Raw genomic sequence first — 25,619 nt, forward strand, 5'->3', positions numbered from 1 at the left:
GATGCAAGGGGGTTCGGGTGCGCAGCGACGACGCGCTACCGGCCCGATCCCCACCCGGCCACCCATGGAATACACTGTCGTTGGGTGGCCGGGTGGGGGAGCGGGCCGGTGCCGTATGTCAATATGCCACAGTTGCATGGCCGCAACACAAGTGGTAGCTCGCGCCGCTTGAACCGGGGAGCGTCGCTCCCCACCATTCAGGCCCAACCTTCTGGCCCCGGGAACCTCATGATCATCACTCCAGCATTTGCACAGGCCGCGGGCGGCGCGGCGGCACAGTCCAGCGGCGCGGCGTCGTTCCTGTCGATCGCGCCGCTCGTCCTGATCTTCGTCGCCTTCTACTTCCTGATGATTCGCCCGCAGCAAAAGCGGATGAAGACGCTTCAGGCATCGATCGGATCGATGAAGAAGAACGACACGGTCGTGACCGCAGGTGGCCTGGTCGGCAAGGTGGTGTCCGTCGACGACGTCTATGCCAATGTCGAAATCGCGCCGACCGTGAAGGTCAAGGTGGTCAAGGCGACCATCGTCGAGGTTCAGCCGCTCGGCGGCAAGCCCGCGAACGACTGAGATGCTCGATTTTCCCAAGTGGAAGGTCTGGGCAGTCTGGCTCAGCATCGCCGTCTGCGTGCTGCTGGCGATCCCCAGCTTCGTGCCGGAAAGCGCGCGTGAGCGCTGGCCGTCCTGGATCCCGCAGCCATCGATCAACCTCGGCCTCGACCTTGCCGGCGGCAGCTCGATCCTGCTGGAGGCGGATGTCGACGATCTCGCACGCACCCGCCTCGCGGCCAAGCGCGACGAGATTGAGACCGAGTTCCGCCGTCAGGATCCGCGCATCGACATCGGCGACATTTCGACCCGCGACAACCGCATCACCTTCATGGTGCGCAACGTCGCGCAGGTCGATGCCGCGCGCGAACGCCTGCTCCAGCTGACCGGCAGCGGCGTCGGCATGTCGGGCCAGCGCGAATGGACGATCGAGGTGCGCGACGGCACCCGCTTTATCGTCAGCCAGACCAGCGCCGGGCTCGACCAGGCGGTGACGCAGGCAATGGGCGACGCACGTGAAGTCGTGGACCGCCGCATCAACGCGCTCGGCACGCTCGAACCGACGATCATCCTTCAGGGGCGCAACCGCATCCTCGTCGAAGTGCCGGGGGTCAAGGATCCCGAGGCGCTCAAGCGCACGATCGGCACGACTGCACGGCTTGAGTTCAAGCTGGTCGACACCACCGCCAATCCGGCGGACATCGCGGCCGGGCGTGCGCCAATCGGCAGCGAGATCATGGCCTATCCGGGTGCTCCCGGTGGTGCGCCCTATATCGCCTATCCGACTAGGGAGGGCGAGGTCGCCAAGATCGCGCTCAAGCGCCAGATCATCGTCAGCGGCGATCAGCTGATCGACGCCAAACAGGAATATGACCAGGACCAGCGCGTCGTGGTCGCATTTACCTTCGATAGTCAGGGCGGTTACAAGTTCGCGCAGGCGACGCAGGCCAACACGGGCAAGCCGTTCGCGATCATCGTCGATGGTCAGGTCATCTCCGCGCCGAACATCAACGAACCGATCCTTGGCGGTCGCGGCCAGATTTCGGGCGGGTTCACCGTCGAAAGCGCCAACGAACTCGCCATCGCGCTGCGCTCGGGCAAACTGCCGGTGGCACTCAAGGTAGTCGAGGAGCGTACGGTTTCGGCCGAGCTCGGTCAGGAATCGATCGAAAAGGGCATCCTGGCCGGCATCGTCGGCACGATCGCGCTGATCGCCTTCATGCTGTTCACCTATCTGCGGTTCGGCGTCTATACCGCTGCCGCGCTGCTGGTGAACGCGGTGATGGTGCTGGGCGTGATGGCGTTCTTCGGTGCCACGCTGACCTTGCCCGGCATCGCTGGGTTCGTGCTCACCATCGGTGCGGCGGTCGACGCCAACGTGCTGATCAACGAACGCATCCGTGAGGAACAGCGCATCCGTGGCCGCGCCGCGATCGCTTCGGTCGAGTTCGGCTACAAGGAAGCAAGCCGCGCGATTTTCGACGCGAACATCACCAATGTCATCTCGGCGGCGATCATGTTCCTGTTCGGCACTGGCCCGATCCGCGGCTTTGCGGTCGTGCTCGCCATCGGCATCATCACCTCGGTGTTCACCGGCGTCACCTTCACGCGTCTGCTCGTTGCCGATTATCTGAAGCGCAACCGTCCCAAGACGATCAATATTTAAGGCCGCCCAGATATGCGCCCGCTCAAACTCGTCCCTGACAACACCAACATCCCGTTCCTCAAATGGCGGAACGTGGCGATGGCATTGTCGCTGCTGCTCATCATCGGCTCGATCGTGCTGTGCTTCGTCAAGGGCTTCAACCTCGGCATCGATTTCGTCGGGGGACAGCAGACTCGCGTGACGTTCAGTCAACCGGTCGACATCGAAACGCTGCGCCAGCGGGTCGAAGGGCTCGGCTATGGCGAGGCGACGATCCAGCGCAGCGGCTCGACGAACGAATATTCGGTCCGCACCCCGCTGCCCGAGGGTGGCGAGGAGGCGGCGAACAAGGCCGCGTCGGCGATCCGCGCCACGATCCAGCAGGGCTATCCCGGCGCCCAGGTGGAAGGCGCGCAGAGCGTGTCGGGCAAGGTGTCGGAAGAGCTGTTCCGCAACGGCGCGATCAGCCTGACGCTCGCGATGATCGCCATCGCGCTCTACGTCTGGTTCCGCTTCGAATGGCAGTTCGGCATCGGCGCGCTGTTCGCGCTGTTCCACGACGTCGCGCTGACATTGGGCTTCTTCGCGCTGACCCAGCTTGAGTTCGACCTCAACATCGTCGCCGCGATCCTGACGATCATCGGCTATTCCTTGAACGACACCATCGTCGTCTATGACCGTATTCGCGAAAACATGCGCAAATACCGCAAGATGGAGATGGGCGAACTGCTCGACCTGTCGATCAACGAAACGCTGTCGCGCACCGTCGTGACGTCGCTCTCGATCGGTATCGTGCTCGGCGTGCTGCTGGTGCTGGGTCCGGACGTGATCTTCGGCTTCACCGCCGCGATGCTGCTCGGCATCGTCATCGGCACCTTCTCGTCGGTCTATGTCTCTGCGGCGATCCTGCTGTGGCTGCGGCTGAAGCCCGACAGCTTCCTGCCCAAGGAAGCGCCGGGGCCGAAGGGTGCAGAGCGCACCGGTCCCACCGACTTCAAGGACATGCCCTGATGCGGGTCGACCGGACCCGGATCGAGGGGCCGGTCGTCTCGGGGTTCAGCGGGCGCGGGTTCCGCGTCGATGACGGCGTGTATGACGGGCTGCTCCTCACCCCGACGCGGGCCGATGGCTGGTCGCCTCCGCCGCTCGCGGAACTGACCGCCGACGATCTCGCGCCGCTGCTGGCGATGGACCCGCTGCCGGAATTCCTCATCCTCGGCACGGGCACCACCCTGCGCCGTCCGCCGGCCGCGCTGGAAGCGGCGCTGCCCTTTGGCATCGAGCCGATGGACAGCCGCGCCGCTGCGCGCCTGTGGGGCGTCTTGCGGGCCGAACTTCGCGGCGTTGCCGCCGCGCTCTATCCGCTCGATTAAGGGCGGCTGGTTAGCGCCCAGGCGGCGCGCACCTGCCCGGTGAAGATCGGCGCGTAACTCCGCAATTCGGCGCTAGCCGCCCGGTCATAATCGGCATGCCGCCCCTGCGCCGTCAGCGCTTCGGCCGCTGCCGTCCGGTACAGTGCCCTCGCTTCGCCAGCACGCGCACCATCCTCCCCGATCACACTGGCGAGGCTCCACGCCCCAATCACCCGATCGCGGTCGCCGACTGGCAGCATCGCCAGCTTGATGTGCAGCGCGCGGCGGTACAGCCCCTCCGCCTCCTCTCGCCGCCCCAGCGCCCGCTCCGCCGCCGCCAGCCCGTTGAGGCTGTTGGCAGTATCGGGATGCATCTCGCCGAGGAGTCGCACACGCACGCCTAGCGCCATGCGCAGCGCCATCGCCGCGTCGAACAGCAATCGGCGGCGCAGCATTGCGTCGACCGGCTCAACCCCGCCCGCGCCAGGCATCGGGAGGAACGGGGACAGCACCGCCTGACGCAGGGTAAAGCTGCGTCGAAACCCCGCCTGGACACTGGTCGCGCCCGCCATGCGAACCAGATGCGACCCCAGATTGTTGAGCGCGACCGCAAACTCGGCCTCGGCCGTCGGCCCCATCCGCTGCAATGTCGCCGCCGCCTCGCGATACAGTGCATAGGCGTCTTCGCCGCGCCCCATCGCCGCGAGGATCCCGGCGCGATTGCCTTGCGCACGAGTGAGGTCGAGCCGCGCGCCCGGCCCAGCAGCGGTCAGGATCGTGACCGCCCGCGCCGACAGCGCCTCCGCCTCGTCCAGCCGCCCGGCATCCGCGGCCAGTCCGGCCAACTGGCTCAGGCTGCGCGCGACCGCCGGATGGGCCGCACCATGCCGTACAAGGCGGATCTCGAATGCACGCCGATACAAGGGCTCGGCCTCACGCGGGCGTGCCTGCTTGGCGAGATTGTCTGCGAGCCGCTCCGCCGCATCGGCGACTGAGTCATCGGCGGCTGCCCCAGCATCGCGGATCGCGCGCCGCAGAATCGGCTCCGCCTCGCGATAACGCCCCGCATCCTCAAGCACGCGGGCTGCATCCGGCGGCGCAGCCTGGCTCAGCAATAACAGGGCGAGGGCAGGGGCGAGCGTCACGCCGACACCGTCACCCGCCCACCGCGCGGACGCAAGCGACAGTTTGCGGCTAGGCCGGCCGACCTTCGGGAGAAGTCCATACCCGATCTTCCAATCACGCTACGACTCGTGCATATGTATCGTAAAATAGGGGGAGAGAAGACCATGCTGACCGCCGCACTTGCCATCGCCGCCGCTCAGGTCGCCGCACCCGCGCCTGCCGACTATCGCGATACCGCCAACTGGCTTTGCCGGCCAGGTCGGGAGGACGCCTGCACCGTCAATCTCGACGCCACGGTCGTCGCGCCCGACGGATCACGCACCGTCGAAAAGTTCACGCCCGCAGCAAACCCGAAATTCGATTGCTTCTACGTCTATCCCACCGTCTCGACCGATCAGACACCCAACAGCGACCTCAGCATCGACGCCGCCGAGCGCCGCGTCGCGATGATCCAGGCGGCGCGTTTCCGCAGCGTGTGCCGGGTCTATGCGCCAATGTATCGCCAGGTGACGCTCAAGGCGCTGCAGGCGGTGATGGCTGGCCAGACATCGGGCGCCGATCCGGCGCTCGGCTATCGCGACGTGAAGGCCGCGTTCGACGATTACATGAAGCACGACAATCAGGGTCGCGGCGTCATCCTGATTGGCCATAGCCAGGGCGCGCGGATGCTGTCCCAACTGCTCGAGCGCGAATTCGACGGCAAGCCCGATGCGATGAAGCCGATCATCTCGGCCATGCCGATTGGCTTCAACCTCGACGTTGCGGCGGGGCAGCGCACCGGCACGCTCAAGACAATCCCGACCTGCGCCAGCGCGACCGACACCGGTTGTGTGGTCACCTATGTCAGTTTCCGCGCGACCGTGCCGCCGCCGGCCAAATCGCGCTTCGCCCGCTCCGCCACACCGGGGATGCAGGTCGCCTGCACCAACCCGGCGGCGCTTGGCGGGGGCAGCGCGCCGCTCGACGCCTATTTGCCGACCGGCTCGCTGCTCGGCACTGCCTCCGCCTTCGCGTGGCGCAAGGACGGCCCAGCGGTCACCACCAATTTCGTCAAGCTGCCCGGCCTGATTTCCGGCGCGTGCGTGGTGAAGGACGGCGCAAGCTATTTCGAAGCCACGCTCAACGCCGACCCCGCCGACGCGCGCACTGACACGATCCCCGGTGACGTCATGGTCGGCCCGCAGCGGCTCGACGATTGGGGCCTGCACCTGATCGACATGAACCTGGCGATGGGCGATCTGGTGAAGCTCGCGGAGACGCAATACGCCGCGTGGGCGAAGAAGCGCTAGCGTCCGACCAACCCGGCGAGGTGCGCATAAAGCGCGTCGCGGTTCGCCTCCCAGGTGAACCCCGCCGCGCCCGCGCGCACCGCATCGGGTGCGGGCGGGGCGGCGAGCAGCGCGCCGATCGCCTCGGCAAAGGACGACGCGGCCCTTGCCACGATCCGCCCATGGTCCGGCGCGGTGACCAGTTCGCGCGCGCCACCGGCATCGGGGATCACCACCGGCGTCCCGCTCGCCAGCGCTTCGACCCACGCATTGGCGAGACCCTCCGACGACGATGCCAGCGCCATCACGTCCGCTGCTGCCAGCAATCCGGGCAGCTCGCCATGCGCCACACTGCCCAGCAGCGTCACCCGGTCGCCGACCCCCAGCCGCGCGATCTGCGCCACCAGCTTCGGCCGCTCCGGCCCTTCGCCCGCAATCATCAGCCGCACGCCGGGCAGCGCCGCGACCGCGTCGATCACGATCTCATGCCCCTTGCGCGGGATCAGCGCGCCGACACTCGCGACAAGCGGGCCGTCGACGCCCAGCGCAGCCTTTGCCGCCGCCCGATCGCGCGGTGCGAAGCGGCCCAGATCAACGCCGGTGCGATGCACGCGGATCTTCGCCGCATCCATGCCCAGCGCGACCATGTCGTCGCGCATCGATCCGGCGACTGCCAGCAGCCCGTCGGCACGCCGCCCGGCCTCCAGAATCTGCTCCGCAGTCCCCTGCGCACGGCCCCAATGGTGGATATCGGCTCCCCGTGCCTTGATCGAGACCGGCACGTCGAATGCGCGGCCCAATTCGACCGCTGCCACGCCGTCCGGAAAAAAGAAGCTCGCATCGATCACATCGAACGGAAAATCGCGCCGGATGGCGCGCAACAGCGGCTTGATCCGCGCCGCGAGCATTGTGGCGTGGAACCGCCCACCGGTCCCAGGCAAATTGGCAAAGCGCGGACGCCATGTCTCGACGCCCCTCCATTCCTCGTGCCGGGGGAGGGCGGCCAGCGCCGCATAATGCCCCATGCGCGACATGGGCCAGGGCGGCAGCCCGACCGGGGCGACCAGCTTCAGTTCGACATCGGGATGCGCCGCCAGCCCGAGCGTCTGCCGCTCGACAAACACGCCGAAATTGGGCCGCGACGCATCGGGGAAGAGCGACGAAAGGGTGAGCACGCGAAGCATTGCCTCAGCGCACTACACCCTTCCGGTTAAGTTTGCGCAACCGCGATCAGCGGCAGCGGACTTCACCCTTGTCGACCGCCGAACCGATCACCGCGCCACCGGCAGCGCCGATGATCGTGCCCAGTGTCTTCGACCCGCCCGGCGCGATGATGTTGCCGAGCACGCCGCCCGCGATCCCGCCGACGATCAGTCCGGCGCTGCCATCGCTGCGGCGGCAATAATAACGCCCGTCACGCCCGACATAGACATTGTCCCCGCGGCTGAGGCGGCGTTCCTGATAATTGCCGTCGCGATAGTAGCGCGCTGCGTCCCAGTCACTGCTGCTGGCATAGCCGGGCCGGTCATAGCCATATTGGCTGCAGGCACCGGTCAGCGCCATTGCGCCTGCGCTCAGCGCGATCATACCGGTGCGAAGTGAGAAATTCATCGGGCATCTCCCTGTCCATGATGCCCCCCGCCGATGTTGTGCCAACGAAACGGGGCGCGGAAATATCCCGCGCCCCGCATCATTTTGGCATGCGCCGATCTTTAACGGCAACGCTTGCCGCTGCGCTCGATCTCGCGACCCGCCACCGCGCCTGCGGCCGCGCCAAGCAGCGTGCCGACCGTGCGGTCGCCGCGGGTATCGATCGTCCGACCGACCAGAGCGCCGGCGACGCCACCGATCACCAGACCGGTCGTGCCATCGGGCTTGCGGCAATAGCGGCGGCCGTCACGGCCCTTCCACTCGCGATAGCTGTAGCGCTTCTTCTTCGACTGCGCCTGTGCCTCGCTCGAGGTCTGCGGCAGCATCACCGTCGCGGGGACGGCCAGCGAAGCGGCGCCCAGCGCCAGCATCAGGTTACGCATATCACTTACTCCATCTTCCTGAACTCGCGGGATAGAACGCCGGGCTTGTGGCCGGGGTTTCATGAACGTCACATTTCGGGCAGTTCATGCCCCATGCAGGAAGCTAAATCCCTTATCGACCGCCTCGGCCTCACCCCGCATCCGGAGGGTGGCTGGTACAAGGAAACATGGCGTTCTCAACCACTTGTCCCCGGTGATCGGTCGATCGGAACAGCGATCCTGTTCCTGCTGGAGCAGGGCCAGCGGTCGCACTGGCACCGCGTCGATGCCGATGAGCTGTGGCTGTGGCACGCCGGATCGCCGCTCGACCTGATGATCGCCGACGCCGCCGACGCCAATCCGGAGACGATCCTGCTTGGCGGCGACGTGCTTGGCGGCTACCAGCCGCAAGCGCGCGTGCCTGCGACTCGCTGGCAGGCGGCGGATGCGCAGCGCGGCTGGGCCTTGGTCAGCTGCATCGTCGTTCCCGGATTCGACTTTGCCGGGTTCGAACTCGCCCCGCCCGACTGGTCCCCGACCCGCTGATTCCCTGCCCATGATTCACGTTATCCACAGATGGTAACGGTCGATCGCCGCTTCGCCCGACTCGAAAACCATGACAGCATCATGGGGCAGGCAGATGAGGCCGCGGCGGGAAACCAAAGCGAAATCAAATGTTTGTCACGGCCTGAACCATGCAGGTGCCTTCGGGAAACCGCATGGAACGGGACGGGGACGCCACCCCGGGAAACCGCAGGGACGATGTTCGCATCGGCTTTGCGCGAACGGAACGGACAGGCGTCCAATGGCATCCCAGGGCCTTGTGCCGGGGATGACAGGCGGAAGGGCAGGGGCCGATGCCTTCGGGCATCGGGCCGGACCGGAAGCCATGGACGCAAAGCCCGTCTTCGGACCGGGTGGAGCGGGTTGCAGCGGAGCGGCGGCGCCTTCGGGCACGGTCGGGAAGATGCAGCCACAGCCGCGACGGAACCTGGGCCTTCGGGAAAAAGGACCGACGCGAGGTGATCGAATGAAACGACCCTTCGGGGATCGTGTCGATCGATGACCGGACCGCGATGCCGGAGCGCCGCAAGGGGCAAAGGGATCGCAAGGACATCGAGGCGGGAACGCGGCTCTTCGGAGCCGGCCCCGTCCCGGTGACCGGCCAGCGGACGCCTAGCGACCGTTGGAACGCAGGGTTCCGCAGTCCCTTGCCGGAAGCGGAACACTGCCTGCCGCCGCCGCAGCGCGCCCGTCTCCCGGATGGGCAAGCGAGCGGCTGGCGACACCGGGGGGCTGGCGGAAACGCCGGCCCTCTTTTGGTTTTGGAGGTCGTGAGGGCACGCGTGCGGCGCGCCTTCTTCTCCCTCTCCCCTTCAGGGGAGAGGGTCGGGGAGAGGGGCCCTCTCCCGCAAGCGGAGAGAGGGCAAGGCCCCCGCAACCATCGTCACCCCGGCCTCCGTGCCGGGGTCCACCCCGCCTCACGTCCAACGCTATAGCCGCTTGCTCCGCGCCCGCCTCCCGGTGGACCCCGGACCAAGTCCGGGGTGACGAAGAAGAGGGCTGGACTGCTCCGGCGCGCTCGTTACGCCTCTACCCCAATGCCCTTCGACTCCCTCCACCTCGCGCTCGCAGCCTGCATGTTCTTGGGGGCGATGCTCTATTCCACCGTCGGGCATGGCGGGGCGTCGTCCTATATCGCGCTGATGGCGCTGTTCAGCGTGCCGGTCGCGACGATGCGGCCGACCGCACTCGTCCTCAACCTGATCGTCGCGAGTCTGGGATCGATCCGCTACGCCCGCGCGGGACTGTTCCGCTGGCGCACGCTGTGGCCGTTCCTCGTCGGCGCGATCCCGGCGGCGTTCGTCGGCGGCATGATCCACATACCCCCGGAGATCTATCGGCCGGCGATGGGCGCAGTGCTGCTCTTCTCCGCCGCCCGCATGCTGTGGCCGCGCGAGTTGAAGGCCGAGCGCGAATGGCATGATCCGCCTTTATGGGTCGCGATCCTCGCCGGGATCGGCCTCGGCCTGCTCGCTGGCCTCACCGGCACCGGCGGCGGCATCTTCCTCTCGCCGCTGCTGCTGTTCCTCGCCTGGTCGGCGCCCAAGCCGGCGTCGGGCGTCGTGGCGGTGTTCATCCTCGCCAATTCCGCCGCCGGCCTCGCCGGAAACCTCGCCTCGGTCGGCAGCCTCCCGCCCGAGCTCCCGCTTTACGCCGTGGCGGTGCTGGCGGGCGCAGTGGTCGGCACCACGCTCGGCATCAAGCTACCGCAAAAGTGGATCCTGCGCGCCCTTGGGCTCGTCCTGCTGGTCGCTAGCGCGAAGCTGTTCGGGGTGTATTGAGCGACGCGGATCGGGGCCGTAACGGTTGGGGCCTTCGGTGCCGGGGACCACTAAGACGACGGCCAAGGCAAACAGCACGCTGCCGATCTGAAACAGCGAGGCCCATAAAGGCAGGTCGGCTAACGTCGACGCACCGGTTTGAATGTCACGGAAGACAAACCGAGCGCTCGAATAGATGCCCAACACCATGGTTGGCGGGAACAGGAGCGCCCACCATCCGCTGAGGTTCGCGTCATGCAGCCGACGCGTAAACTGGGCGAAGATTGGCAGGAACACCAGCAACTGGGTCGCCTGATCCAGTATCCAGCTGGTGCGGATCGGCAATTGATGCGGAATGAGCCCGAACATCGTGCTCATCAGCATCGCTGCAATCCAGTAATAGACCAGCTCCGACCGGCGGGAGCGTCCGCGAAACGTCGCGATGCCCCTGATGGCGCGCAGAACAAGATCGAGGGCATTGGGGTTTGCTTGCTGTGCCATCGGCGCTCAGCCTAGCTGCATCCCGAAACATCTCAAGACGGCAAACATGCCCCCTCGTCGTCCCGGCCTTGAGCCGGGACAGGGCTTCGTCTTCACGACGGCCAAAAGGCCCGGCCCCGGGTCAAGCCCGGGGCGACGGGGGAGGCGTCTCAGCCCCCCACTGCCTTCTTCAGCTTGTCGAAGAACCCGGTCGAGATCGGGCATTCCTCGCCCGTCTCGAGCGCGCGGAACTGTTCCAGCAATGCGCGCTGTTCGCCTGACAGCTTGGTCGGGATCTCGACCTCGATCCGCACGACCAGGTCACCGCGACCGCGCCCCTGCAGCACCGGCATGCCCGCGCCGCGCTGGCGCACCTCGCGCCCGCTCTGCGTACCGGGGTGGAGGTGAATTCTATGCACTTCGCCGTCCGGGCCCGGGATCTCGATCTCGCCGCCAAGCGCTGCCGTCGTGAAGCTGATCGGCGCGCGCGCGAACAGCGTCGTGCCTTCACGTTCAAAAAGCGCGTGCGGCTTGACGTGCAGGAAGATGTAGAGGTCGCCCGGGGGCGCCCCGCGCGCGCCCGCTTCGCCCTGGCCCGCCATGCGGATGCGCGTGCCTTCGTCGACGCCCGGCGGGATGTTGACGTTCAGCGTGACCGTCTTGTCGACGCGACCCTCGCCCCGGCAATTGCGGCACGGATCGGCGATCGTCTGGCCCGCGCCATGGCACGACGGACAGGTCCGCTCGACCACGAAGAATCCCTGCTGCGCGCGCACCTTGCCATGCCCGGCACAGGTGGTGCAGCGCTTCGCCATCGTCCCCGGCGCAGCACCGGTGCCGCCGCACGGTTCGCACGGGCCGGACACGTCGATGGTGATGTCGGTCGCCTTGCCGTTAAAGGCGTCTTCCAGGCTGATTTCCATGTCGTAACGCAGGTCGGCACCGCGCGCCTGACGCTGTCCGCCACCGCCGCGACCGCCCATGAACTCGCCGAACATGGATTCGAAAATGTCGGAAAAGGCGTCGAAGCCCGGCCCGCCGCCGCCGCCCATGCCCTGCGGCCCGGCATGGCCGAACCGGTCATAGGCCGCGCGCTTTTGCGGGTCCTTCAGGCAATCATAGGCTTCGTTGATCGCCTTGAACTTGGCTTCCTGCTCCTTGCACCCGCCATGCTTGTCGGGGTGGCACTGGATCGCCAGCTTGCGAAACGCCGATTTGATCGTCGCATCGTCCGCATCGCGCGAAATGCCGAGCAGTTCGTAATAGTCAATCTGGGTGGTCATTCACTCGGCCCCCGCCCGATCCCCCGCCACCTTTCCTTGGGAGTGAAAGGGGCGGGGGTGAGCATAAATTACGCCTTGTTGTCGTCCACCTCGGAGAATTCGGCGTCGACCACGTCGTCCGCCGGCTTCTCCGCAGCTGCATCGGCCGAGGGCGAAGCCTCGCTCTGCTGCTGCTTCTCGTAGATCGCCTGACCCAGCTTCATCGCGACCTGCGCGAGGGCCTGGCTCTTTTCGTTCATCTGATCGGCGTTGCCGCTCTCGACCGCCGCCTTGGCCGCGTCGATCGCCGACTGGATTTCGCCCTTCAGCGCCTCGTCGACCTTGTCGCCATTCTCGGCGAGCTGGCGTTCGGTGGTGTGGATCAGCGATTCCGCATTGTTCTTTGCCTCGGCGGCGGCGCGGCGCGCCTTGTCCTCCTCGGCGAACTTCTCGGCGTCGCGCACCATCTGGTCGATGTCGCTGTCCGACAGGCCACCGCTGGCCTGGATGCGGATCTGCTGCTCCTTGCCGGTGCCCTTGTCCTTGGCGGACACGTTGACGATGCCGTTGGCGTCGATGTCGAACGTCACCTCGATCTGCGGCACGCCGCGCGGGGCAGGGGGGATGCCGACCAGGTCGAACTGGCCCAGCATCTTGTTGTCCGCCGCCATTTCGCGCTCGCCCTGGAAGACGCGGATCGTCACAGCCTGCTGATTGTCATCGGCAGTCGAATAGACCTGACTCTTCTTGGTCGGGATCGTGGTGTTGCGGTCGATCATGCGGGTGAACACGCCACCCAGCGTCTCGATGCCCAGCGACAGCGGGGTCACGTCGAGCAGCAGCACGTCCTTGACGTCGCCCTGCAGCACGCCGGCCTGGATCGCCGCGCCGATCGCCACCACCTCATCGGGGTTGACGCCGGTGTGCGGCTCCTTGCCGAAGAACTCCTTCACAACCTGGCGCACCTTGGGCATGCGGGTCATGCCGCCGACCAGCACCACTTCGTCGATCTGCGCCGACTTGACGCCGGCATCCGCCATCGCCTTGCGGCACGGGTCGAGCGTGCGGGTGATCAGATCGTCGACCAGCCGCTCCAGCTCCGCGCGCGACAGCGTCTTGACGAGGTGCTTGGGGCCGTTCTGGTCGGCGGTGATGAAGGGCAGGTTGACCTCGGTCGTCTGCGCCGACGACAGCTCGATCTTCGCCTTCTCGGCCGCTTCCTTCAGACGCTGGAGTGCCAGCTTGTCCTTGGTCAGGTCGATGCCTTCGACCTTCTTGAACTCGTCGGCGAAATACTGAACCAGCTTGGAATCGAAATCCTCGCCGCCCAGGAAGGTGTCGCCATTGGTCGCCTTCACCTCGAACACGCCGTCGCCGATCTCGAGGATCGAGATGTCGAACGTACCGCCGCCAAGGTCATAGACCGCGATGGTCTTGTTGTTGTCCTTGTCGAGGCCATAGGCCAGCGCCGCCGCGGTCGGCTCGTTAATGATGCGCAGGACTTCGAGGCCGGCAATCTTGCCCGCGTCCTTGGTCGCCTGACGCTGCGCGTCGTTGAAATAAGCCGGCACTGTGATGACAGCCTGCGTCACGGTCTCGCCGAGATAGCTCTCGGCGGTTTCCTTCATCTTCTGCAGGATGAAGGCCGAAATCTGCGACGGCGAATAATCCTCGCCACCCGCCTTGACCCATGCGTCACCGTTCGAACCCTTCACGATCGTGTAGGGGACCAGCTCGGTGTCCTTCTTGGTGATGGGATCGTCATAGCGGCGGCCGATCAGGCGCTTGACCGCAAAGACGGTGTTGTCGGGGTTCGTGACCGCCTGGCGCTTGGCCGGCTGGCCGATCAGTCGCTCGCCGTCCTTGGCAAACGCGACGATGGACGGCGTGGTGCGCGCGCCCTCTGCATTCTCGATCACCTTGGGCTTGCCGCCCTCCATCACTGCCACGCAGCTGTTGGTCGTGCCGAGATCGATTCCGATAACTTTACCCATGAGTCCTCTAAGGCCCCCGTATGCTAAATCATGTTAATCCAGTGCGTTACCGCGCCCCTCAAGCGGCAACGCGGCCTTCACAAGGGGCGATATAGGCGCGGCGCGCCTTGCCGCAAGACCATGGCGCTCTTAGGAATTTCCCTAAGCTTCCCGAATCGGGAGAAGGAGTTTCGACAATGCGGTCTTTGGTGGCGGTAATGGTGGCGGCGGTTGCGCTCGCCGGATGCGAACAGGCGCAGCTGGGGGTCGAGGATGCGTGGGTCCGGCTGCCCGCCGTGTCGAGCCGTCCGGGCGCGGCTTATTTCACGGTCAAGGGCGGGGCGGATGCGACCAGCCTGCTCGCCGTCTCCTCACCCGCCGCCGTGCGCACCGAGCTGCACGAGATGAAGCATGAAGGCGGCATGATGACGATGTCGCCGCTCAAGGATGTCGCGATCCCCGCCGGCGCAACGGTCAAGTTCGAGCCGGGTGGGAAGCATATCATGCTCTATGACCTGTCCCCCGAACTGCGCGCCGGTGGCAAGATCCCGCTGCGCCTCGCCTTCGCCAACGGCAAGACGATCGAGGTCGAAGCCGAACTGCGCGCGCCGGGTCAGGAAAAGTAATTGAATTTCCTCGCCCCTCCGCAGGAGGGGAGAGGGATGCGCAGACTTAGGGCTTGCGAAGCAAGGCCTTAGTCGCAGCTGGGAGAGGGGTGGCGGCTACGCAGTAGCCGCGCGGAGCTTTGCTCCGCTCTACCCCTCTCCCAGCTCCGCTAAGGCAGCAAGCTGCCAAGCTTCGCTATCCTCTCCCCTATCAAGGGGAGAGGCGAACGGATCAAAAATCCACCGACAGCGACGCCCGCACCGTCCGCGGCGCACCCTGCAGCAGCGCTTGCCCGAACGCGTCGAACGCCGAAGCCCAATAGCGCGCATTGGCGACGTTATCGACGCCGACCCGCAACGTCAGCGGCTTGTCGCCCGCCGCAAAGACATAGCGCGCGCCGACATCGAACCGGGTCCAGTCGTCCAGCTCCAGCGTATTGGCGATGTTTACCGCCTGCGGCCCGGTATGCACCACACGCCCGGTCAGCGTCAGGCCGGGGACGAAGCGCATGTCCCATTCGGCATTCAGGTTCGCGGTATATTCCGGCACGCCCTGCGCACGATTGCCTTCATTCGCGCCGCCCAGCGTCTCGCGCAGCTTCGCATCGACCACCGTGCCGCCACCGATCAGGCGCAGCCCGGGCGCAACCTCACCGGCAAAGCTCAGCTCGATCCCGCGATTGCGCTGCTTGCCGAACAGGCCATAGACCTGGCTCGTGCCGGTGCCGGTCGGCACCGCATAGGCGCTCGGCAGGTCGATCTGGAACAGCGCCAGGCTGGCATCGATCCCGCCGATGCGGACCTTGCCCCCGACTTCATATTGCACCGATTTGGTCGGCGCGAGCACCTCGCCCGAATTGACCAGCAGCGGGTCGATCGGCGCGGTCGGGCCTTGCTGCAGCCCCTCGATCCGGTTGGCGAACAGCGACACGCCGGCAACCGGCTTCACCACCACGCCAACCACCGGGGTCACTGCGCTTTCGTCGTAGGTGCTGTCGAGCAGCCCGCCATTATAGGCATTATACGCCTTCACCCGGATCGACTGGAGCCGCAGCCCCCCGGTCACCAGCAGGCGGTTGTCGAACAGCCCGACCGTGTCCGACGCGTAAACGCTCCACAGCCGCGTGCGGCTGATCGGGAACGGATCGTCCAGATCGCCGCCGACGAACGCCGATGCCGGGATCGCCGCCAGCGTCGGACTGTACAAATTGGTCGCGAACCCAGCGAAGCCGGGGCCATAGAGGAAGTCGAACGCATTGCGGTTCACCTGCCAGGCGATGTTGCCGCCCAGGTTGAACTCATGCGTCACCGCCTGACCCAGCTTGACGCGCAGCCCGGCCTCGATCGCCTCATTATTGTCGGTGCGCGGCACGTACAGCGCGTTGCCGTTCGCCGCGCCGGTGGTGGCGTCCAAAATGGTGATGCCGCCATAAATGCCCTCTTCCATCCCGTCGCGCGCACCGGCGCTGGCATAGAACATCGCATTGTCGGCCACGTCATATTCGATCCGCGCAACGCCGAACACGTCGCGCATGTCGGTATAGGTCCAGGGCTGGGCATAGTTGGCATCCGCGTCCGGCACGCGCGGAACGACGGTGGTACCGACCGTCACCTTGGGCCGCAGCCCGTCCACCTCGACCCGCTGATAGCCCAGGTCCAGCGACGCCCGCACCCGTTCGCCGCGCCAGTCGAACGCTGCGCCCAGCACGGCGGTGCGGCGGAACTCGCCCTCGACCGCCACGTCACCGCTGCGGAACGCGCCATTGACGCGCACCCCGAACGACCCATCGCCAAAGCGGCGCGCGACGTCGAAGCTCCCGCCGAAATGCTCGTCGCCGATATAGCTGGCGGTCACGCGGTTGAGGTCGCGCCCGGCGCGCTTCAGCTGCAGATTGACGCTCCCGCCGATCCCCGACCCACCCGGCGCCGCGCCGTTCAGGAATGCCGATGCGCCGTTCAGCACCTGCACGCTCTCGAACAATTCTGGCGCGACCAGCTGACGCGGCGCGATGCCGTACAGGCCGTTCAGGCCGACATCGTCACCGAACAGCTGAAACCCGCGGATCACGAACTGCTCCGACGCATTGCCAAAGCCATAGGTGGTGCGGATCGTCGGATCATTCTCCAGCAGCGCGCCCAGCGTCAGCGGCTGCTGGTTGAGGATCAGCGCCTCATTGTACGATCGGACGGTGAACGGCACATCCTCCGCCTTCTTGTCGCCCAGCGCGCCCAGATCGCCTTCGCCGGTCACCGCGCTGGCATTCTCGCGCTGTGCCTGAATGACGACCTCGTCATCCTGCGCCAAAGCAGGGGTGGCGATCGCGGCGAGCGATACGGTGGCAAGGATCAGGCGCTTCATTTGTCTATCCAATTGTCTAGGGTTCAGGAACGGCGCAGCCAGCTGCGCAGGAAAATCAGGACGGGGAGGGCGAGCAGCAGTGACGCGGCCGCATCGCGCCACCCATCGCCGGTCAAACCAAGGATCAGGCCCGTCAGGCTCGCGACCAGCAACAATGCGGGCACCGCAAGCACGCTAGCCGCGCGCTGCGGGCCGATGCGGCGCGACGCGTTCACGATCCGGCTCCGGCATGGACGATCTCGTCCACCGCGCGCTCGGTGCCGCGCGCACCCTTGCCCAGCCACAGCTGCAGCCCGCTCCACAGCACCCAGATCGTCGCCAGCGTCAGGATCGCCCACAGGATCTTGAGCGCGATTCCGCCATAATTGCCAAAATGCAGCGGCTTGGACAGCATCAGCGCCTGGGTGAATGCCGGCATCGTCGCGGTATCGGCCAGCTTCGCGGTCTCGGCATCGACCAGAGCCGGGGTCAGCACATGGCTGGTCAGCGGCGTGTCGCCTTGGAAGAAGATCGCATAATGCCGCCCGCTGCTCCACCCGCCGCCCGGAAAGCCGATGAACTGCGGCGACACGCCCGGCAGCGCCGCCTGCGCCGCCGCCATCGCGGCATCGACCGAGGCATAATCGGCGGGTGCCACCGGCCGGTCACCACCATGCGCCGCGACCATTTCCTTGAGCTGCCCCTCGCGCCAGCCATAGGTCAGCGGGTCGGCAAAGGCGTTGATCACGCCCGTCACCCCGACCACCAGCGCCCAGCCCAGCGTCACCACGCCCAGCAGGTTATGGGTATCGAGCCGCCGCACCCGCTTGCTCCGCGTCTTGCGCAACGTGCCGAACCGCAACCGCCGCATGAACGGGACATAGAGGACGACGCCGGAGATAATCGCGAGGACGAACAGCGCGCCCATGACCCCCAGGAACAACATCCCCGGCAGGCCCAGAAACATGTCGGTGTGCAGTTTCAACAGGAAGTGCATCACGCCTTCCTCGCGGATCTCCCCCGCACTCGCGCCGGTGGTGCGGTCATAGGAGAACAGCCGCATCTGCGCTTCCGGCGCGTCGGGGGTCGGCCCGGTGGTCACGGTCAGGATCGGATTGTCGTGGCTGAACCCGACGAACAGCGGCACCCCGCCGCCCCCCTCGGCCACCGCCTTGGCGATCAGCGTGTCGAGCGGCACGCCGCCCTGTGCCGAGGGCCTGCCCTGCATCGCCGCCGCCGCGTCATGCTCCAGCGCCTCGATCTCGTCATGGAAAATCAGCGGTAGCCCGGTGACGCACAGCATCAGCAGGAATGCGGTGCACAGGATGCTCGACCATTTGTGGATCAGGAACCAGGCCTTGATCGTCGAGCGGGACACGGTGCGCGGCTTTCCTCGGCAAACAACGGAACGCCGCGCGCCTACCTCGCTTCGCCGCGACAGTCAATGCGAGGCATTCGCATTTGCAATCAACGAGCGCGGGGCCTTTACCCATTCCTCCCCTGAGCTTGCTCAGGGGAGGGGGACCGCTCGCGCAGCGAGTGGTGGAGGGGCGGCCGCGCAGACGGCCGGGAACAGCTCGACAAAACTCCGCCCTCTGCGAGGGCGGCCCCTCCGTCAGCGCCGCGCGCTGCCACCTCCCCTGCGGGGCAGGGGAGGAATATTGCGCGTCACCCCTCGCGCCACGTCCCCGGCGCAACCCCGTCCAGCGCCCACTCACCCACGCGCCAGCGCACCAGCCGCAGCGTCGGATGCCCCACCGCCGCCGTCATCCGCCGCACCTGCCGGTTGCGCCCCTCGGTGATCGTCAGCGCGATCCAGCAATCGGGCACGGTCTTGCGGAACCGCACCGGCGGGTCGCGCGGCCAGATTGCGGGCGGGTCGATCCGCTCGGCCAGCGCCGGGCGCGTCACCCCATCCTTCAGCCGCACGCCCGTGCGCAGTGCCGCCAGCGCCGCGTCATCCGGCTCCCCCTCGACCTGCGCCCAATAGGTCTTGGCGACTTTGTGCTTCGGGTCCGCGATGCGCGCCTGCAACCGCCCGTCATCGGTCAGCAGCAACAGCCCCTCGCTGTCCCGGTCCAGCCGCCCGGCAGGATAGACCCCCGGCACGTCGATATAATCAGCCAGCGTCGGATGCCCGCTGCCCTCATCGGTGAATTGCGACAGCACGCCCCACGGCTTGTTAAACAGGATCAGCATGGGGAAGCTCTAGACATAACCCGCCTGCGCATCCACCTCAGCCACGATGACTCATCGTCGCCCGCTCACTCCCGGAGAGATCGCGCTCGCCCGCAGCGTGTTCGGCGACGCGATCGACTATACCGCCGCAGCCATCGCCAACCGCAAATGGATATTCTTCCAGCCGCGCAACGTGACGATGGCGCCGCTCGGCTGCATCCATTTCCACCCAAAGGGGGCCGCGTACCGCGACGATTTCGCGACCGCCTCCCTCGGCCTCCAGGCACATTTCATCCATGAAATGACGCATGTGTGGCAGCATCAGCGCGGCATCTTCCTCCCCCTGCGTCGCCACCCGTTCTGCCGCTATGATTACGCGATCAAGCCCGGCTGGACGCTCGAGCGCTACGGGATCGAGCAGCAGGCGGAGATCGTCGCCCATGCCTTTCTGCTCGCGCGCGGCGCGCCCGTTCCCGGAGCCCCGCCGCGCGCGGTCTATCAGGCGATTCTGCCCTTTACCCCGGCCTGACCGCGCTCATTGCGGGCGCTCGGCAGTGCGGTCCTTCACCGACTGCCCCGGATCGCTGCTGCGCGTCTGAGGCGGAGGCGGCGGTGGCGGGGGAGGCGGCGGGGGCGGCGGTGGCGCCACCCGGACCGGCGGGGGTGGAGGAGCCACCCGCACAGGCGGCGGTGCCGGCTGGGGCCGCGGTTGGACCTGTGGCTGCGGCTGCGGGCGCCATTGCGGTTGCGGCTGTGCCTGCGGCTGCGGCGCGACCCGCACCGGCGCTTGCGGCCCGCTCTCACGCGGGGCCGTGCCTTCCGGCATCCGCCGCCGCCATTCGACCGGGCGATCGCCGAGTGGCCGTCCGAACTCCGGTCGCGGGGGTCGCGAGGGCTGAGTCGTCGGCGCAGGCTGCACCGCGACCGGTGGCGGCGTCGGTGTCGGCGCAGGCGACGGCGTGCTCACCGGCGGCCGGCCGCCGCCCGTTCCCGGGCGTCCGTCACCGGGGCGTCCATCACCCGGTCTGCCATCACCCGGGCGTCCATCGCCGGGACGTCCTCCGGGACGCCCGCCACCGGGCTGCCCGCCCTCGGGCTGACCCGCGCCGGGATTAGCGCCACCTGGGCGGCCATCGCCCGGCCTGCCATCGCCGGGCCGCCCGCCACCGGGCTGCGACCCTTCGGGCCGACCGCTTCCGGGGCGACCCGTGCCGGGCCGGCCGTCGCCGGGACGTCCGCCCGGCTGTCCAACATCCGGCCGACCGCCACCCGGTCCACCTGCACCCGGCTGTCCGCCGTCAGGGCGTCCGCTGCCGGGGCGACCGTCGCCGGGACGCGGGCCACCGGGCGATCCGACGTCGGGCCGGCCGGTTCCGGGGCGACCGCTGCCCGGCCGACCGTCGCCCGGACGCCCGACCTCCGGCCGTCCGCCGGGTCGTCCGACGCCCGGTCGGCCATCGCCATCGCGCCGTGGAGGACGCACGCCCGGCCCCGGACGACCCGGCCGCCCCGGCCCGTCAAAGCGTGGCGGCGGTCCGCGAAAACCCTCGCGCTGCCAGCGCCGGAAGCGGTCGCCGTCCAGCCGCCGCCGCTCGCGCTCCCGCTCCAGCCGCAACCGCCAGCGCACGGCATCCGCCGTGCCGCGCCAGCGCTGCCAGCCCGGATGCCGCACCCGCCCGCTTTCCCAGCGCAGCCGCCATTCGATCACCGTCGCGACCTGCCCGGCCCACCACCCGGCATCGACCGCATCCCATTGCCCGGTCCCGTCCGACGCCGCGCGCAGCGCAATGCCGCGTGCGTAAAGGTCACCAGCGCGATCATCCCACATGTCGCTCTCGCGCGGGGACAGCGCCGCCCCGCCGCTGTCATACACCACCGCCAGCCGCTGCCCCTGATAGGCAAACGACCGCCGCGCCTCCTGCACCAGGAACGGCGTATCGGCGTCCGGCTCGAAATAATAGTAACGCAGCGCGCCATCGCGATCGGTCTCTGCCAGCACCAGATGCCCGGTCTGCAACTCCCAGCCCCAGGCATCGTCACCGCGATAGCGGAAGGTAAAGTCCGGCGGCGCATCGCCAATCGCCTCCAACAGGCCATCGGCATTGTCGATCCAGTAATAGTCCCCTGACGCCGCCCGCCATCCGGCCTGCGCGGCCGGGGAGGGCGCAGCATAGCCCACCGCCGCCGCAGCCTGCGCGGAACCGGCAAAGCCCCCCGCCAGCACCAGCCCCACCGCCATCAGACTTACGCCACGCAATCCACGCATCGTCCCGCTCCTAACTACAGGCCGCACTATTCGGCGAGTCGGTATGAACGGCGGGTGGATGGATTTGGGGGGGGCGCAACGAACCCCATCCCCCCGACGGTCAGAGGAGATACTCCGCCAATATGTTCCCCCGGCCAGCCGACCTGCATCGCCCAACACGGCCGCGCCGTGTCCTCAATCGTCCCACTAGTCCCCGCTTTTCAGAGCAAAGCTAGAACGCCCCGCCGCGCATCACCCAAAGTGTCAGAAATTCGACCTTGTCGGTGCGACCGACACGGCTATTCTGCGCCTGTTAGTCACATGCCGAGGCCGTATGCACGAGCCTGTCACGCGTCGCGCTCTGATCTCCGTCGCTGCCTGTTTGCCGTTGTTCGGCGTGACCGGCGCGCGTGCGCAACGCGACACCCGTCTCGCTCAGCCGGATTTTCTGGCCGAAGGGCTGGCGGACTGCGGCCTCGACGCGCGCGATCCGCTGTTGTTGCTGGCCGCCGCGCGGGTGGCGCGGCAGCGCGGCGATGTCGCGGCCCAGCTTTGGATTGATCGCGCACGGATCGAGACGGTCGGGGGCGAGATGGCAAAGGCAATCGGGCGGGCGAGTGTGGCGTCGGCCAAGAGCGACACCGTCTGGCGAGATGATGCCATGCAGCTCGCCGCCGGGGAGGAGCGCGCGCTGCCGCTGCCACAGAATAAGGGGCGGATCCGGTTCAGGGCGTGGATGCGACGGCCCGGCCCGGAACAGGTGCTTCGGCTGGCTCAGCAGGCGCGCGCGGGCTGCCTGGTGCAGATCAACGGTGCTCGTCTCGCCGGCACATCGGGCTCACCATCGACCAGCCATGCCGTTGCACTGCCTTGGGACGTCGTTCTTGAGCCCAGGGGAAAACGGCTTGTTGCGACAGTCAGGAATACCTTTGGGGCCGATGCGATCTTCGCCTATTCCGCCACTCCCATCGGCGCGTCGAGATGACCACGCCGCTCTCCCCGGTCGAGCTATATCATCTGGCCTGTCGCAGTGCCGAGCGCGGGCGGGTTGCCCGCGATCCGGTGGTGATGCTCGCCGCGGCAAAGATCGCCGGCCAGCTCGGTGAGGTCAATTTGATCGCATCGGCGGCGCGAGAGGACATTGCCGGCTCGACGTCAGGTCCCGCCGGGGCATTGGGCGACGCGCGCCCGGTCGTTGCCGCATTGCGCAGCGAAGCGCGTATTCATGCCGCCGGCACGCCCGACGAGGCGCTGGTCGCGGATGTGGATGCGATGCTGAACGATCTTGCCGCGGCGCCGGGTCAGCTCGATGGTGTGCGCCTGGTGGTGCGGGCCGGGCGGGCGGTCGAGCTGGCAATTCCTAACGGGCGCAGCGTCGTGATCGCCGGGGATGGCCGTAGCCCGCTATTGTGCACTCGTAACGCCATGGCCGATGCGACCGCTTCGCCCAACATCGCCTTGCTGGTTGCGGCCACACAGTCAGGCACCCCTGATCGCGTGCGGATCGACAATGTCGGCCGCTTTTCTGCCGATCTGCTGTGCGTGTGGGCCAGATGATGGCGCGGCTGGTCGCATGGGTCGCCCTGGCGCTATGGCTGGCCTGCGCGCCGTCAGCCGATGCTCAGGCACGGGAAGAGGCGCGCCTCTCACTCGTCATCGGCATTCAGGATTACCGCGAAGGCGCGCAATTGTCGCAGACCCGCGCCGACGCGCTGAACATAAATGCCGCATTGCGGGCCATTCTCTTCGCCGGCAACGGCGAACCGCCCCTGCTGGATGCCGATCGCGGGCAGATCCTTGCAGCGGTCGACAAGCTGGCCAATCAGGCCGCCGCCGCACGTCGGCGCGGCGCCTTTGTCACGGTGGTCGTCTATTTTTCCGGCCATGGTCTCGGCGTGCCCGGGCTCGACAATGACATGTATTTGCTGCCCCGCGATTTCGGGTTCGAGCCAAAGGCGACCCTGGCGACCGAAACACTGGAGGCAGAAGCGGTGCGGCTCGCCATGCTGCGGCAAAAGCTGGGCGCGGCGGCGGATCAGGTGGTGTTCCTGATCGACGCGTGCCGAACGCAGTCGGACCGGCTGACGGGAAGCCCTGCGCAATTTCCTGCTGCATCGACCATTCCCGCCAAGATCGCCACCCTCTTCGCGGCGCAACCTGGCCGCGCCGCCCCCGATAACGGCGCGTTCAGCGCGGCGTTGGGCGAAAGCCTCAAGCGGCATGCTAGGCTCAGCGCGGTCGCCGCCGAACTCGGCTCGAACAACAAGCTGCAATCCTATTACTCCGAAACCAGCCAGATTTCGCTCAGGCCGCAGGTTGCGGAAGGCGTCGGTATGGCCAGCAGCGGTCAGCCCGGCGTCGTCCCGCAGGTCGACGCCGCCGCAATCGCTCCAGAACGCCTCGGCACCGACATCCGGAACGCGGCGGTCGGATCGCACTTGCGCGACTATGTCACGAAATACGGCCTGCCAGGCACGCGCGCCCGGGCCGAAAAAGGCGATGCCACGGCGCAGTTCATGTTGGGACTCGCCTATACCCTTGGTCTGCGCGTGAAACCCGGCGAAGTGCTGCCGGAGGATTGGGAACTCGCCGCCAACTGGCTGCAAAAGGCATTGCTCGGCGGCGAAATCCGCGCCGCCAACACGCTCGGCTTTATCTATGCAGAAGGAAAGATCGGACCGCCCAATCTGAAGGAGGCGGCGCGCATCTGGACCGCAGCGGCGGAACGGAATGTGCCGGTTGCGTGGAACAATCTCGGTACGCTCTATCGCGATGGCGCCGGCGGCATGCCAAGGGATATCGGCAAGGCCATCGAATTGTTTGAGAAGGCTGGTGCCGCGCGCCTGGGGCTTGGATACGCCAATCTCGGCTGGCTGTATGGGGACAGCGCCGAACAAACCTATTTTGATCCGCACAAGGCCGTCGCTTATTTCAAGCTCGCCGACACGCTCGACGAAGCGGTTGGCGCGTATGAGCTGTCGGTCATTTACCGCTATGGCCGCGGCACGATCGCGGCAGACGAGGTCGAAGCAAACAAGTGGCTGAAGCGCGCGGTACAGCTCGGCCACTCGACTGCTGCGGTCGAATTGGCCGAGCGCGCCCTGGAGCGAAAGGGCTTTGGCGAAATCAGCGCCGAAAAGGCGGAGCAACTCGCCGCCCAATTCGAACGCGCGGCGTCCGATCTCGGCGATCTCGATGCAATGGGGCGCTATGCTGACCGGCTGGTGGCCGGGAAGGGGGTTGCGCAGGATCGCGCGGCCGGGGTGCGCATTCTGAGGAGCGCGACCGCCTATGGCTCGCTCGCTGCCAAGGTTTCGCTGGGACGCACCTTGCTGGCGGACGGCGACCGTGCGGGTCGGGCGCTGCTGGCAGATGTGGTCGCGGCGAATTTCAAGACGATCGATCCAAAATTGTGGCCGGTCTATTATTATGAGGCGGCGATCCGGCTGCGCGACGCCGTGGATGAGGGCGACAAGGTTGCCGAGAATCTGTCGGTCGCGGAATTCCGGTCGGCCTTCGGCCCGCGCAAGCAGGAAAAGACCTCCTATACGACCGTGGTCGTTCCCATTTCCTGCGAGATTCCAGGCGGCGGACGGCGCGTCGTGCTGTTCAAGCTGTTCCTGTTCGACTGGCCGCAGGCTGAGGACATGGTGGCGGCGCAATTCGCCTGGGTGGAACGCGAGCGCGGTTGTGCGGCGGGGCAGGACGTGAAGTCTTCATTTACGAAGCTCTACCGGATCGCCAAGGACAATAAGGTCAGCTATCGTGAACTCGTGGCCTATGCGCTTGGCGAGCGCGGAAGCACAGCGCTCGGCGAAGAACAGGCAGCCACCGCCGCAGGGCTCAAGATCGGGGCACCCGACACGGCATGTATCGCGGGCGCGGCTGACACGTCGGTCCCGGAGGGCCTCGACCCGGCGTTGCTCGACGAAAAGGTGGTCATCCTGCTCCAGGGCAAGAATGTCTACGGGGACCGGATATTCACGTATCTGCAAATGACACTGCGTAGCTTGCAGCAGCTGCGCGGCCGGATGCGCAGCCAGTGTGACTTCATGCCGGCCGATTACGGCTCGGTGCTTGCGGCCGGGAAGGGCGAACCCAGCGCCGAGCTGCGCGCGCGCATGACCAAGGAATACAATATGGTCGACGTGCCCCGCCCTCAGGCACAGCCGGCCGAAACGCCGACCAAGACCTGACTACCCCCCTCGCAACACGGCGCGCACCGCCCTATCTGGGGTCTAGCTTCCCCTCCAGAACAAAGCT

Annotated in this window: 24 protein-coding genes; 12 read left to right on the forward strand and 12 right to left on the reverse strand. The window is 67.0% G+C overall.

Features of this window, described 5'->3' with window-relative positions; genetic code table 11:
• The first annotated feature begins 228 nt into the window (after positions 1 to 228).
• From yajC to ACRYLO_RS04015, 4 genes are read left to right on the forward strand one after another with little or no spacing between them, the layout of a single operon-like run.
• Positions 229 to 570, forward strand: coding sequence for a preprotein translocase subunit YajC (gene yajC, locus ACRYLO_RS04000; RefSeq protein ID WP_482658978.1), 342 nt, complete (start codon positions 229 to 231; stop codon positions 568 to 570).
• A 1-nt stretch (position 571) separates the two neighbouring features.
• Positions 572 to 2,215 (forward strand): protein translocase subunit SecD, encoded by a 1,644-nt coding sequence (gene secD / locus ACRYLO_RS04005; RefSeq protein ID WP_482658979.1) that lies wholly within the window; start codon positions 572 to 574, stop codon positions 2,213 to 2,215.
• A 12-nt stretch (positions 2,216 to 2,227) separates the two neighbouring features.
• Positions 2,228 to 3,205 (forward strand): protein translocase subunit SecF, encoded by a 978-nt coding sequence (secF, locus tag ACRYLO_RS04010; protein WP_482658980.1) that lies wholly within the window; start codon positions 2,228 to 2,230, stop codon positions 3,203 to 3,205.
• The gene (locus ACRYLO_RS04015; protein ID WP_482658981.1) at positions 3,205 to 3,567 is read left to right on the forward strand and encodes an Mth938-like domain-containing protein; all 363 of its coding nucleotides are present in this window, start codon (positions 3,205 to 3,207) and stop codon (positions 3,565 to 3,567) included. Before secF ends, ACRYLO_RS04015 begins: the two co-directional genes overlap by 1 nt.
• Here ACRYLO_RS04015 and ACRYLO_RS04020 read toward each other — a convergent pair.
• The gene (locus tag ACRYLO_RS04020) at positions 3,564 to 4,691 is read right to left on the reverse strand and encodes a tetratricopeptide repeat protein (protein ID WP_482658982.1); all 1,128 of its coding nucleotides are present in this window, start codon (positions 4,689 to 4,691) and stop codon (positions 3,564 to 3,566) included. The two genes, ACRYLO_RS04015 and ACRYLO_RS04020, sit on opposite strands and share 4 nt — an antisense overlap.
• Before the next feature lie 144 nt (positions 4,692 to 4,835).
• Here ACRYLO_RS04020 and ACRYLO_RS04025 point away from each other — a divergent pair, with 144 nt between their 5' ends.
• Positions 4,836 to 5,960, forward strand: a complete 1,125-nt coding sequence (locus ACRYLO_RS04025) for a DUF3089 domain-containing protein (RefSeq protein ID WP_482658983.1) — start codon at positions 4,836 to 4,838, stop codon at positions 5,958 to 5,960.
• Here ACRYLO_RS04025 and ACRYLO_RS04030 read toward each other — a convergent pair.
• The 3 genes from ACRYLO_RS04030 to ACRYLO_RS04040 form a co-directional block, all read right to left on the reverse strand.
• Positions 5,957 to 7,123, reverse strand: coding sequence for a glycosyltransferase (locus ACRYLO_RS04030; protein ID WP_482658984.1), 1,167 nt, complete (start codon positions 7,121 to 7,123; stop codon positions 5,957 to 5,959). The two genes, ACRYLO_RS04025 and ACRYLO_RS04030, sit on opposite strands and share 4 nt — an antisense overlap.
• Before the next feature lie 46 nt (positions 7,124 to 7,169).
• Positions 7,170 to 7,550, reverse strand: a complete 381-nt coding sequence (locus ACRYLO_RS04035) for a glycine zipper 2TM domain-containing protein (protein WP_482658985.1) — start codon at positions 7,548 to 7,550, stop codon at positions 7,170 to 7,172.
• A 101-nt stretch (positions 7,551 to 7,651) separates the two neighbouring features.
• Entirely contained in the window at positions 7,652 to 7,972 is a 321-nt protein-coding gene (locus ACRYLO_RS04040) for a glycine zipper 2TM domain-containing protein (protein WP_294018940.1), read from the reverse strand.
• Between the two features lie 93 nt (positions 7,973 to 8,065).
• Here ACRYLO_RS04040 and ACRYLO_RS04045 point away from each other — a divergent pair, with 93 nt between their 5' ends.
• Positions 8,066 to 8,497, forward strand: a complete 432-nt coding sequence (locus ACRYLO_RS04045; protein ID WP_482658986.1) for a cupin domain-containing protein — start codon at positions 8,066 to 8,068, stop codon at positions 8,495 to 8,497.
• A 1,055-nt stretch (positions 8,498 to 9,552) separates the two neighbouring features.
• Positions 9,553 to 10,296 carry a sulfite exporter TauE/SafE family protein gene (locus ACRYLO_RS04050; RefSeq protein WP_482658987.1) on the forward strand — a complete coding sequence of 248 codons (744 nt, stop codon included), beginning with the start codon at positions 9,553 to 9,555 and terminating at the stop codon, positions 10,294 to 10,296.
• On the opposite strand, the gene ACRYLO_RS04055 is transcribed toward ACRYLO_RS04050, so the two are convergent.
• From ACRYLO_RS04055 to dnaK, 3 genes are all read right to left on the reverse strand, one after another.
• Complete coding sequence (locus ACRYLO_RS04055) at positions 10,219 to 10,776, reverse strand: DUF805 domain-containing protein (RefSeq protein WP_482658988.1); 558 nt, start codon at positions 10,774 to 10,776, stop codon at positions 10,219 to 10,221. The two genes, ACRYLO_RS04050 and ACRYLO_RS04055, sit on opposite strands and share 78 nt — an antisense overlap.
• 149 nt (positions 10,777 to 10,925) lie before the next feature.
• The gene (gene dnaJ, locus ACRYLO_RS04060; protein ID WP_482658989.1) at positions 10,926 to 12,038 is read right to left on the reverse strand and encodes a molecular chaperone DnaJ; all 1,113 of its coding nucleotides are present in this window, start codon (positions 12,036 to 12,038) and stop codon (positions 10,926 to 10,928) included.
• 68 nt (positions 12,039 to 12,106) lie between these two features.
• The gene (gene dnaK, locus ACRYLO_RS04065; protein ID WP_066658756.1) at positions 12,107 to 14,011 is read right to left on the reverse strand and encodes a molecular chaperone DnaK; all 1,905 of its coding nucleotides are present in this window, start codon (positions 14,009 to 14,011) and stop codon (positions 12,107 to 12,109) included.
• Between the two features lie 176 nt (positions 14,012 to 14,187).
• Here dnaK and ACRYLO_RS04070 point away from each other — a divergent pair, with 176 nt between their 5' ends.
• The gene (locus tag ACRYLO_RS04070) at positions 14,188 to 14,616 is read left to right on the forward strand and encodes a copper chaperone PCu(A)C (protein WP_482658990.1); all 429 of its coding nucleotides are present in this window, start codon (positions 14,188 to 14,190) and stop codon (positions 14,614 to 14,616) included.
• Between the two features lie 211 nt (positions 14,617 to 14,827).
• Here the strand turns inward: ACRYLO_RS04070 and ACRYLO_RS04075 are convergent, their stop codons facing one another.
• The 4 genes from ACRYLO_RS04075 to ACRYLO_RS04090 all read right to left on the reverse strand — a co-directional run bounded on the left by ACRYLO_RS04075 (position 14,828) and on the right by ACRYLO_RS04090 (position 19,132).
• Entirely contained in the window at positions 14,828 to 16,954 is a 2,127-nt protein-coding gene (locus ACRYLO_RS04075) for a TonB-dependent receptor (RefSeq protein ID WP_482658991.1), read from the reverse strand.
• 23 nt (positions 16,955 to 16,977) lie between these two features.
• Positions 16,978 to 17,169 carry a hypothetical protein gene (locus tag ACRYLO_RS04080; RefSeq protein ID WP_482658992.1) on the reverse strand — a complete coding sequence of 64 codons (192 nt, stop codon included), beginning with the start codon at positions 17,167 to 17,169 and terminating at the stop codon, positions 16,978 to 16,980.
• The gene (locus ACRYLO_RS04085; RefSeq protein ID WP_482658993.1) at positions 17,166 to 18,311 is read right to left on the reverse strand and encodes a PepSY-associated TM helix domain-containing protein; all 1,146 of its coding nucleotides are present in this window, start codon (positions 18,309 to 18,311) and stop codon (positions 17,166 to 17,168) included. Before ACRYLO_RS04085 ends, ACRYLO_RS04080 begins: the two co-directional genes overlap by 4 nt.
• Positions 18,312 to 18,601: 290 nt before the next feature.
• Positions 18,602 to 19,132, reverse strand: coding sequence for an rRNA large subunit pseudouridine synthase E (locus tag ACRYLO_RS04090; RefSeq protein WP_482658994.1), 531 nt, complete (start codon positions 19,130 to 19,132; stop codon positions 18,602 to 18,604).
• Between the two features lie 46 nt (positions 19,133 to 19,178).
• On the opposite strand from ACRYLO_RS04090, the gene ACRYLO_RS04095 reads away from it, so the two are divergent.
• Entirely contained in the window at positions 19,179 to 19,640 is a 462-nt protein-coding gene (locus tag ACRYLO_RS04095) for a vgr related protein (RefSeq protein ID WP_482658995.1), read from the forward strand.
• A gap of 6 nt (positions 19,641 to 19,646) precedes the next feature.
• On the opposite strand, the gene ACRYLO_RS04100 is transcribed toward ACRYLO_RS04095, so the two are convergent.
• Positions 19,647 to 21,377: a hypothetical protein gene (locus tag ACRYLO_RS04100; protein WP_482658996.1), complete on the reverse strand. Its 1,731-nt coding sequence runs from the start codon at positions 21,375 to 21,377 to the stop codon at positions 19,647 to 19,649.
• A gap of 313 nt (positions 21,378 to 21,690) precedes the next feature.
• On the opposite strand from ACRYLO_RS04100, the gene ACRYLO_RS04105 reads away from it, so the two are divergent.
• From ACRYLO_RS04105 to ACRYLO_RS04115, 3 genes are read left to right on the forward strand one after another with little or no spacing between them, the layout of a single operon-like run.
• Positions 21,691 to 22,341: a hypothetical protein gene (locus ACRYLO_RS04105; protein WP_482658997.1), complete on the forward strand. Its 651-nt coding sequence runs from the start codon at positions 21,691 to 21,693 to the stop codon at positions 22,339 to 22,341.
• Entirely contained in the window at positions 22,338 to 22,913 is a 576-nt protein-coding gene (locus ACRYLO_RS04110) for a hypothetical protein (protein WP_482658998.1), read from the forward strand. Before ACRYLO_RS04105 ends, ACRYLO_RS04110 begins: the two co-directional genes overlap by 4 nt.
• Positions 22,895 to 25,552 (forward strand): DUF2610 domain-containing protein, encoded by a 2,658-nt coding sequence (locus ACRYLO_RS04115; RefSeq protein ID WP_482658999.1) that lies wholly within the window; start codon positions 22,895 to 22,897, stop codon positions 25,550 to 25,552. The genes ACRYLO_RS04110 and ACRYLO_RS04115 overlap by 19 nt, the downstream gene beginning before the upstream one ends.
• Positions 25,553 to 25,619: the final 67 nt, after the last annotated feature.

The organism is Sphingomonas sp. SDUR79, from assembly GCF_056821745.1.

Excerpts from the sequence above, each read along its gene's own strand:
- yajC (WP_482658978.1), top strand. The coding sequence starts at position 229 with ATGATCATCACTCCAGCATTTGCACAGGCCGCGGGCGGCGCGGCGGCA.
- secD (WP_482658979.1), top strand. The coding sequence starts at position 572 with ATGCTCGATTTTCCCAAGTGGAAGGTCTGGGCAGTCTGGCTCAGCATC.
- secF (WP_482658980.1), top strand. The coding sequence starts at position 2,228 with ATGCGCCCGCTCAAACTCGTCCCTGACAACACCAACATCCCGTTCCTC.
- ACRYLO_RS04015 (WP_482658981.1), top strand. The coding sequence starts at position 3,205 with ATGCGGGTCGACCGGACCCGGATCGAGGGGCCGGTCGTCTCGGGGTTC.
- ACRYLO_RS04025 (WP_482658983.1), top strand. The coding sequence starts at position 4,836 with ATGCTGACCGCCGCACTTGCCATCGCCGCCGCTCAGGTCGCCGCACCC.
- ACRYLO_RS04030 (WP_482658984.1), bottom strand. The coding sequence starts at position 7,123 with ATGCTTCGCGTGCTCACCCTTTCGTCGCTCTTCCCCGATGCGTCGCGG.
- ACRYLO_RS04035 (WP_482658985.1), bottom strand. The coding sequence starts at position 7,550 with ATGAATTTCTCACTTCGCACCGGTATGATCGCGCTGAGCGCAGGCGCA.
- ACRYLO_RS04040 (WP_294018940.1), bottom strand. The coding sequence starts at position 7,972 with ATGCGTAACCTGATGCTGGCGCTGGGCGCCGCTTCGCTGGCCGTCCCC.
- ACRYLO_RS04045 (WP_482658986.1), top strand. The coding sequence starts at position 8,066 with ATGCAGGAAGCTAAATCCCTTATCGACCGCCTCGGCCTCACCCCGCAT.
- ACRYLO_RS04050 (WP_482658987.1), top strand. The coding sequence starts at position 9,553 with ATGCCCTTCGACTCCCTCCACCTCGCGCTCGCAGCCTGCATGTTCTTG.
- ACRYLO_RS04055 (WP_482658988.1), bottom strand. The coding sequence starts at position 10,776 with ATGGCACAGCAAGCAAACCCCAATGCCCTCGATCTTGTTCTGCGCGCC.
- dnaJ (WP_482658989.1), bottom strand. The coding sequence starts at position 12,038 with ATGACCACCCAGATTGACTATTACGAACTGCTCGGCATTTCGCGCGAT.
- dnaK (WP_066658756.1), bottom strand. The coding sequence starts at position 14,011 with ATGGGTAAAGTTATCGGAATCGATCTCGGCACGACCAACAGCTGCGTG.
- ACRYLO_RS04070 (WP_482658990.1), top strand. The coding sequence starts at position 14,188 with ATGCGGTCTTTGGTGGCGGTAATGGTGGCGGCGGTTGCGCTCGCCGGA.
- ACRYLO_RS04075 (WP_482658991.1), bottom strand. The coding sequence starts at position 16,954 with ATGAAGCGCCTGATCCTTGCCACCGTATCGCTCGCCGCGATCGCCACC.
- ACRYLO_RS04090 (WP_482658994.1), bottom strand. The coding sequence starts at position 19,132 with ATGCTGATCCTGTTTAACAAGCCGTGGGGCGTGCTGTCGCAATTCACC.
- ACRYLO_RS04095 (WP_482658995.1), top strand. The coding sequence starts at position 19,179 with ATGACTCATCGTCGCCCGCTCACTCCCGGAGAGATCGCGCTCGCCCGC.
- ACRYLO_RS04100 (WP_482658996.1), bottom strand. The coding sequence starts at position 21,377 with ATGCGTGGATTGCGTGGCGTAAGTCTGATGGCGGTGGGGCTGGTGCTG.
- ACRYLO_RS04105 (WP_482658997.1), top strand. The coding sequence starts at position 21,691 with ATGCACGAGCCTGTCACGCGTCGCGCTCTGATCTCCGTCGCTGCCTGT.
- ACRYLO_RS04110 (WP_482658998.1), top strand. The coding sequence starts at position 22,338 with ATGACCACGCCGCTCTCCCCGGTCGAGCTATATCATCTGGCCTGTCGC.